Annotated in this window: 7 protein-coding genes and 1 riboswitch; all 7 genes read left to right on the top strand. The window is 57.7% G+C overall.

Annotated elements, in window-relative coordinates:
* The coding region (locus IJL83_07725; protein ID MBQ6553485.1) for an EAL domain-containing protein at nt 1-1,113 on the top strand (1,113 nt) is incomplete at its 5' end.
* On the top strand, nt 1,092-1,436 hold the full coding sequence (locus tag IJL83_07720; GenBank protein ID MBQ6553484.1) for an Hpt domain-containing protein: 345 nt from the start codon (nt 1,092-1,094) through the stop codon (nt 1,434-1,436). The genes IJL83_07725 and IJL83_07720, both read left to right, overlap by 22 nt.
* A gap of 476 nt (nt 1,437-1,912) precedes the next feature.
* A complete protein-coding gene (locus IJL83_07715; GenBank protein MBQ6553483.1) occupies nt 1,913-2,485 on the top strand; it encodes a xanthine phosphoribosyltransferase in 573 nt (190 codons plus the stop codon).
* A gap of 48 nt (nt 2,486-2,533) precedes the next feature.
* Nucleotides 2,534-2,635: riboswitch (purine riboswitch) on the top strand.
* Nucleotides 2,636-2,763: 128 nt separating this feature from the next.
* A complete protein-coding gene (locus IJL83_07710) occupies nt 2,764-4,026 on the top strand; it encodes a BMP family ABC transporter substrate-binding protein (GenBank protein MBQ6553482.1) in 1,263 nt (420 codons plus the stop codon).
* 75 nt (nt 4,027-4,101) lie between these two features.
* Nucleotides 4,102-5,670, top strand: a complete 1,569-nt coding sequence (locus tag IJL83_07705; GenBank protein MBQ6553481.1) for an ABC transporter ATP-binding protein — start codon at nt 4,102-4,104, stop codon at nt 5,668-5,670.
* Nucleotides 5,654-6,847 (top strand): ABC transporter permease, encoded by a 1,194-nt coding sequence (locus IJL83_07700; protein ID MBQ6553480.1) that lies wholly within the window; start codon nt 5,654-5,656, stop codon nt 6,845-6,847. Before IJL83_07705 ends, IJL83_07700 begins: the two co-directional genes overlap by 17 nt.
* Nucleotides 6,844-7,830: an ABC transporter permease gene (locus IJL83_07695; GenBank protein ID MBQ6553479.1), complete on the top strand. Its 987-nt coding sequence runs from the start codon at nt 6,844-6,846 to the stop codon at nt 7,828-7,830. Before IJL83_07700 ends, IJL83_07695 begins: the two co-directional genes overlap by 4 nt.
* Nucleotides 7,831-8,041 lie beyond the last annotated feature (211 nt).

Below are 8,041 nucleotides of genomic sequence, written 5' to 3'. Positions count from 1 at the left end.
TCGATCGCCGTTGAAGTCGGCGGCTTCGCCGGCAGGGGAGACGCGGATACCTTCTACCTCTATCTGCCGCACCGCGACGACTACGTCGATATCCTCAACGGCGCGGGCGCGGTTCTGACGGAGGCGCTTCCGGATACGCATATCAGCATCCGTCTCGGCGTTTATCAGAACGTCGACAAAAGCATCACGCTGGAACGCCGCTTCGATCACGCGAACCTCGCCTCAAGTCGCTTCCGCGGCGGGCACGAGTCGCACGTCGGCTTCTACGACAGCAGCATGCACGACCGCGAGCTCTATACCGAGCGCCTGCTTGCCGACGCCGACAGGGCGATCGCGGAGCGTCAGTTAAAGGTTTATTACCAGCCGAAATACAATATACGGGGCGACCGTCCCGTGCTTTGCAGCGCGGAGGCGCTGATACGCTGGATCCATCCGGAGCTCGGCTTCATCAGCCCCGGCGCCTTCATCCCCGTTTTCGAGGAGCACGGCATCATCCACAAGCTCGACGTTTTTGTCTGGAACGAAACGGCGGCGCAGATACGCCGCTGGCGCGAAGAGTTCGGATTCACTCTGCCGGTCTCGGTCAACGTCTCCCGCGTGGATATGCAGACCGACGGCTTCGAGCAGCAGCTCGTGCGGATAGTGGAGGATAACGACATCGGATTCGAGGATCTGCGGCTCGAGGTCACCGAGTCCGCTTACGCGGAGGACGAGAGCGCTGTCGTCGGGATCGTCTCCAACCTGCGCGAAATCGGCTTCAGGATAGAAATGGACGACTTCGGCAGCGGATATTCGTCGCTGAATATGTTGAGCGAAATGCCGATCGACACGCTGAAACTTGATATGCGTTTCGTGAAGAATCTGACCGCGGGATCGAAGGGACTGCGTATGATCGAGCTTGTCGTCGGCGTCGCGAAGTTCCTCGAGGCGCAGACGATAGCCGAAGGCGTCGAGACGGCGGAGCAGGTGGAGCTGCTGCGCGGCTGCGGCTGCGACATGGTGCAGGGATATTACTTCTCAAAGCCGGTCCCGCCGGAAGACTTCGCCGCCTTCATCGCCGCCGAAAAGAAGAAAAAGCAGGAGGAAGCCGAATGCTTACAGTCGAAAAACTGAGAGAATGGGGCGCCGCCGTCGACGAAGGGCTCGCCCGCTGCATGAACGAAGAGGATTTCTATATAATGCTCGTCGGAATGGCGGTGACAGATAAGAAGCTCGACGACCTTGCCGCCGCGCTCGACGCGCACGACCTTGACCGCGCATTCGACGTCGCCCACACGCTGAAGGGGACGTACGGCGACCTCGCGCTCACGCCGATATACGCTCCGGTCAACGAAATGGCCGAGCTGCTCCGCGTCCGCACGGATACAGACTACTCCGCCTTGATCTCCGAGGCGAAAAAACAGAAGGCGATATTAGAAGAAACGGCGAACGCTTGACGCGTTCGCCTTTACTCTTTCATCCGTACGCAAACCTCGTCTCCGGCAGCACCGCAGAGGCGATCTCGATCGCCCGCGAACGTCGCCCGCCGCGCCCGTGCGGCAACGAAAAAACGGGATGCGCCCGCCGCCCGTGCGGCAACGTAAAAACGGGCTGCGCCCGCCGCCCGTGCATTGACTCGCGGCGCTGTGTTTCCGGCGCGGCGCAGTGCGTCCGCGTTGTCATTTTGCCGAATAAAACACGACTCCGAAAAGCAAAATAGGGCAGATTAACAGTTTTGTCATTTTGCGCCGAAAAAGGCAAATTTGTGTTGCATTTCCGCGCGCTATGCTTTATAATATTAGCATACGAATTACCAAACGACGATCGCGGAACGCGACGCTGTCTGTATGCCTGTCCGCTTGACGAATATCCTTCGATGGCGGGCTTTGTCATTCCCGGCTGAAAGACGGTCGCGCGAACGGGAGGAAGACCTATGCGTCTGCTCGAGGAACGTATAAAAACAGACGGCGTCGTGAAGGGGAACGATATACTCAAGGTCGACAGTTTCCTCAACCATCAGATAGATCCGCTGCTCGTCGACGCTATGGGCAGGGAATTCTACCGCCTTTTCAAAGACGAAAACGTCGATAAGCTCCTCACCATAGAGGCGTCCGGCATCGCGGTCGCCGTGATGGCGGCGAGGTATTTCGGCAAGCCGCTCGTCTTCGCGAAAAAGTCGCGTACATCCAATCTGTCGGACGGGGTCTGGACCGCGAAGGCGTTTTCGTTCACGCACGGCGTCGAGAACACGGTCATGGTCTCGAAGCAGTATCTCCGTGAAGGCGAACGCGTTCTGCTGATAGACGATTTCCTCGCCAACGGCTGCGCCCTGCGCGCCCTGCGCGACATCGTTCTGCAGGCGGGCGGGATCCCCGTCGGAGCCGGCATCGTCATCGAGAAGGCGTTTCAGCCCGGCGGCGCCGACCTTCGCAAGGAGGGGCTGCGCATCGAATCGCTCGCGCGGATAAGCTCGATGAGCGAAGAGAACGGCGTCGAATTCTGCTGACGTCCGCGTCTTTTAAAGAGTATAACCTGACAATACAAACCGAATATATACATTTTAATATCTTCCGCTTATATATCATTTGAGATATGGTCAAAAAGTTTCTACCGGGCTGCCGTAAATTGCCCGACTATAAGCAGTGTCTTATTATCGGTTGCTTTTAGTACGGGAACGGCTTTTGCGGTTCCCGTACGTTTTTTTGCCGCGGCTCCCGCGTTTTCCGTGTTATTCAATCCGGAGGGATATGAATAAATAATTCAAAATGGAAAAGGAGAAAAACCATGAAAAGAATTCTCAGCGTAATTCTCGTCCTCGTCTTCGCTCTGTCCTGCTGCTTCGCTCTCGCGGCCTGCGGCAAGGAATCCGAAGGCACCGACTCCGGCAACAGCGGCAGCGACGCCGCCGCCCTGAAGATCGGCGCGATCCTCGTCGGCGACGAGACTGAGGGCTACACCAAGGCCCATATGGACGGCATCAAGGCCGCCGCCAAGGAGCTCGGCATCGCGGACGACCAGATCATCTGGAAGTACAAGATCGAAGAGACCGACGCCGTTACCGAAGCGGGCAGACAGCTCATCAACGACGGCTGCACCTATATCTTCTCCAACTCCTACGGCCATCAGGACTATATGCTCGGCCTTGCGAAGGAGAACAGCGACATCCACTTCGTCTCCATGACCGGTGACACCGCCGACAAGAACGGACTTGACAACTTCAGCAACGCGTTCACCCGCGTTTATGAATCCCGCTACGTCTCCGGCGTAGTCGCGGGCCTCAAGCTCCAGGAGCTCATCGACGCCGGCAAGATCGCCGATAAGAACAAGGACGGCGACAACATCCGCATCGGCTACGTCGGCGCTTATCCTTACGCTGAAGTCGTTTCCGGTTACACCGCTTTCTATCTCGGCATAAAGTCCGTCGTTCCGAACATCGTTATGGACGTTCAGTACACCTCCAGCTGGTTCGATTTCGATAAAGAGAAGGCCGCTGCCGAGCTGCTCATGAACAGGGGCTGCATCATCATCGGCCAGCACGCCGACTCCGCCGGCGCGCCCACCGCTGTCCAGGAAGCGTTCAAGAAGGGCGAAGTCGCCTACTCCGTCGGCTACAACGTCTCCATGCTTGACGCCGCTCCGGACGCCGCTCTTACCTCCGCCTCCAACAACTGGAAGGTCTACTACAAGTTCGCTTTTGAGCATGCGCTGAAGGGCGAGAACATCCCCACCAACTGGGCCGAGGGATACAATCAGGACGCCGTTGAGATCACCGAGCTCGGCTCCTCCTGCGCCGAGGGCACTCAGGCGAAGGTCGACGAGATCATCGCCAAGATCAAGTCCGGCGAGCTCAAGGTGTTCGACACCAAGACCTTCACGGTCGGCGGCGCCGAAGTTACCGAAGCTTTCGCTACCGACAGCGACGGCGACTGGGTCAACGATAAGGACAACGTCGTTTACGACGGCTACTATCACGAGTCCGACGTCCGCAGCGCGCCTGCGTTCAATCTCCGCATAGACGGGATCACCGAACTCAACCCCAACGGCTGATACGAAGAATGATCAAGGGAAGCCGCCGGATCGGCGGCTTCCCTCATTTACTGTTGATACACCCCGGAGGAACAAATGAACGAAAAACGCACACCGGTCATCCAGTTAAAAGGGATAACAAAGCGTTTCGGAACCAAAGTGCTTGCAAACGACAACATCACGATGGACGTCCTTGACGGCGAAGTCCTTGCGCTCCTCGGCGAGAACGGAAGCGGAAAGACCACGCTGCTCAATATGCTGTCGGGCATCTACTACCCCGATTCCGGCGAGATCTACGTCAGGGGTAAACACGTTTCCATCAAAAGCCCTCACGACGCTTTCCTGCTCGGTATCGGAATGATACACCAGCACTTCAAGCTCGTCGACGTTTTCACGGCGACGGAGAACGTCGTGCTCGGGCTGAAAGAAAAGGGCGGTCTCGATCTCAAGGCGGCGGCGAACCGCATCCGCGAGATCTGCGGCGAATACGGCTTCGACGTCGATCCCGGTCAGAAGGTCTACGACATGACCGTTTCGCAGAAGCAGACGCTCGAGATAGTCAAGGCGCTTTACAGAGGCGCCGACATACTCATTCTTGACGAGCCGACCGCGGTCCTCACGCCGCAGGAGACCGAAAAGCTGTTCTCGGTCATCCGCAATATGCAGGCGGCGGGCAAGACCATAATCATAATCACGCATAAACTTCAGGAAGTCCTCGCCATTTCCGACAGGGTAGCGATCCTTCGCAAAGGCGAATACATAGATACGGTCAAAACGTCGGAGACCTCCGTCGCCGAGCTTACGGAAAAGATGGTCGGCAAAAAGGTCGAGCTCAACATCGACCGTCCCGAAGTCAAGGACCGCGAGCTTCGTCTCAAGGTCGGCGGGCTGTCCTGCAAAAACGCGGACGGCATCGAGGTGCTGAAGGACGTTTCGTTCGAGGCGTACTCGGGCGAGATCCTCGGCATCGCGGGCATATCGGGATGCGGGCAGAAGGAGCTTCTTGAATCAATAGCCGGTCTTCAGAAAATCGAGCCCGGCGCCGATATAACGTACACCGGCCCCTCGGGAGAGACGGAAACGCTTATCGGCAAATCCCCCAAGCAGATACGCAAAATGGGCGTATCGCTCTCCTTCGTTCCCGAGGACCGTCTCGGTATGGGACTTGTCGGCGGCATGGGGATGGTCGAGAATATGCTGCTGAAGGATTATACCCGCGGCGCCTCGCCGCTGACCGACAAAAAGCCCTCGAAGGAGCTCGCGGAGCGCATCCGCGAAGACCTCGGAGTCGTAACTCCGTCGATCTCGACGCCGGTGCGCATGCTTTCCGGCGGCAACGTCCAGAAGGTGCTCGTCGGCAGAGAGCTCGCGTCCGCCCCCACGGTGCTTATGACCGCTTACGCCGTGAGAGGCCTCGATATAAACACCTCTTACGTTATTTACGATCTGCTCAACGAGCAGAAGCAGAAGGGCGTCGCCGTAATATTCGTCGGCGAAGAGCTCGACGTGCTCCTCGCGCTTTCCGACAGGATACTCGTCCTGTGCGGCGGCCGCATCAGCGGAGTGCTCGACGCCCGCACCGCAACGAAAGAACAGATAGGATACCTTATGACCAATCTGCCCGACGCCGCGAAAGGAGGGGAAGCGGATGACGATCAGGAATAACGACCGTGAGCCGTTGATACATCTGACGAAGCGCGCTCCCCTGCCTAAATACGCGGGGCTCCTCATCAGAGCGGGGGCGTTCGTGTTCGCCGTCCTGTTCTGCGCGATCATCGTCTGGATAATGATCGGCGTCGACCCGATCACGTTTTTGAAGACGATGTTCACCGGCTCGTTCGGCATACAGAAGCTCGAGAACGCCAAAAACTTCAACTCCTTCTGGCGCATTTTCACCTCGAGCTATTTCTGGACGACCGTCAAGACCGGATGCAAGCTGCTGCTTCTCGCGGTCGCGCTCGCTCCGGCGTTCAAGATGAAGTTCTGGAACATCGGCGCGGAGGGACAGTTCCTCGCGGGAGCGATCTCCGCCACCTACATAATGTTCAACTATCCGGGGCTCAACCCCTTCGTCCTCCTTTTGCTCATGCTGGTCGTCAGCTTGATAACGGGAGCGATCTGGGGAGTCATCCCCGCGATCTTCAAGGCGAGGTTCAACACGAACGAGACGCTGTTCACGCTCATGATGAACTATATCGCCATCAAGATAGTCGACTTCTTCTTCAATAAGTGGAGAGGCGTCAAATCCGCGCTCGGTATAATCAACATAGATTCCGAAGCCGGCTGGATCAGATCCATGTGGAAGGGCACCGAGTCCGCCTGGTACAAGAACGAGGATCTGATCTTCATGATCGCCGTCATAGTCATCGCGGTGCTGATGTATTACTACCTGCGCCTGACGAAGCACGGCTACGAAATAGCCGTCGTCGGCGATTCGCAGAACACCGCCAAATACGCGGGCATCAGCGTCAAGAAGGTCATCATCCGCACCATGGCGCTCTCCGGCGCGCTCTGCGGACTGTGCGGATTCCTCTGCGTTTCCGGCCAGGGACACACCGTGAACTCCAACCTCGCGGGCGGATACGGCTTCACCGCGATAATCGTCGCGTGGCTGTCGAAGTTCAACACCTTCACGATGATGGGCGTTTCGCTGCTGATAGTCGCGCTCGAGAACGGCTCGGCGCTGATGTCGAACACCTACAACGACCTCGGCTTCTCTGTCGCGTTCGGCAAGATAATCGTCGGCGTGATGCTGCTGTTCGTCATCGGCTGTGAGTTCTTTATCAACTATAAAGTCAACTTCCGTTCGCGCAAAGCTCAGAAGGAGGCGGTCGAAGCATGATATTTGTCTGGATACAAAAAGCAATCGGGTTCGCCGCTTTCATCGCGCTCGCGGCGATGGGAGAGCTGCTGACCGAGAAATCGGGCGGCCTCAACCTCGGAACTCCGGGAACGATGTGCGTCGGCGCGGCGGCGGGATTCATCACCGCCTTCCGCTACTGCAACGCCGTCGCGAACCCGAGCGTCGTGATGGTCATTCTGCTGACGCTGCTGACCGCGTTCGCCGCGTCGGTGCTTATGGGGCTGATATACAGCTTCTTCACCGTCACGATGAGGATAAACCAGAACGTCGTCGGCCTCGTCATGACGATCTTCGGATGCGGCCTCGCCGAGTTCCTGTCCATCTTTTTCATCAAGTCGGAATCCGGCAACGTCCGCTGCGACTTCGCGAACACCGTCTTCACCGCGCGCATACCCTTCCTTTCGGAGAAGCTCGGTGTCGTTTCCGACCTGCTTTTCAGCTACGGCTTCATGTTTTATCTGACGATAGCGCTGGCGGTGATAATGACGCTCGTTTTCAACAAGACGAGAGTGGGACTCAACCTCCGCGCCGTCGGCGAAAGTCCGGCGACCGCGGACGCGGCCGGCATCAGCGTGACGCGGTATAAATACGCCGCGGCGTGCATCGGCAGCGGCATCACCGGCCTTGCCGGAGTCTACTGCGTTATGGAGTTCAAGAGCGGCGCGTGGGCGACGGCGGACCTCGCCAGCATCCAGGCGTTCGGCTGGCTTTCGGTCGCGCTCGTCATATTCGCGTTCTGGAAGCCGCTGAATCTGCTCTGGGGCTCGCTGATATTCGGCATCTTCTACTGGGCGTATCTGTACCTGCCGGAGCTGCTGAACGTTCAGCTTTCCACCGACCTTACGCAGATGCTGCCGTATATCATCACGATAGTCGTTCTGATAATCGTAAGCTTCCGCAAGAAGAAGGAAAACCTCGGCCCCGCGTCGTTAGGCGTGACCTACTTCCGGGAAGAACGCTGACGCGCCTCGCCGCAGGGGCGATCCCGATCGCCCGCGAATCAACGCGCAAACCTTACGCGCCCCCTCGATTAGGGCGCGCAAATCAGGGATACGCCGGTCTTAAAAAGGATCTTTTCGCGCCGGACTGCGTTGAAAGCGCTCGGAATACATACAGTATTCCATCGCGCTTTCGCCTTGTCCGACACAAAAATCTCTCTTTTTAAGATGCGGA

The sequence above is a fragment of the Clostridia bacterium genome (assembly GCA_017438525.1).
Classification (GTDB): Bacteria; Bacillota; Clostridia; order Oscillospirales; family RGIG8002; genus RGIG8002.
This window is presented reverse-complemented; position numbering and strand designations above follow the sequence as displayed.

Bases quoted from the DNA above. Each gene is read 5' to 3' on its own strand.
- IJL83_07720 (MBQ6553484.1), top strand. From the start codon at position 1,092: ATGCTTACAGTCGAAAAACTGAGAGAATGGGGCGCCGCCGTCGACGAA.
- IJL83_07715 (MBQ6553483.1), top strand. From the start codon at position 1,913: ATGCGTCTGCTCGAGGAACGTATAAAAACAGACGGCGTCGTGAAGGGG.
- IJL83_07710 (MBQ6553482.1), top strand. From the start codon at position 2,764: ATGAAAAGAATTCTCAGCGTAATTCTCGTCCTCGTCTTCGCTCTGTCC.
- IJL83_07705 (MBQ6553481.1), top strand. From the start codon at position 4,102: ATGAACGAAAAACGCACACCGGTCATCCAGTTAAAAGGGATAACAAAG.
- IJL83_07700 (MBQ6553480.1), top strand. From the start codon at position 5,654: ATGACGATCAGGAATAACGACCGTGAGCCGTTGATACATCTGACGAAG.
- IJL83_07695 (MBQ6553479.1), top strand. From the start codon at position 6,844: ATGATATTTGTCTGGATACAAAAAGCAATCGGGTTCGCCGCTTTCATC.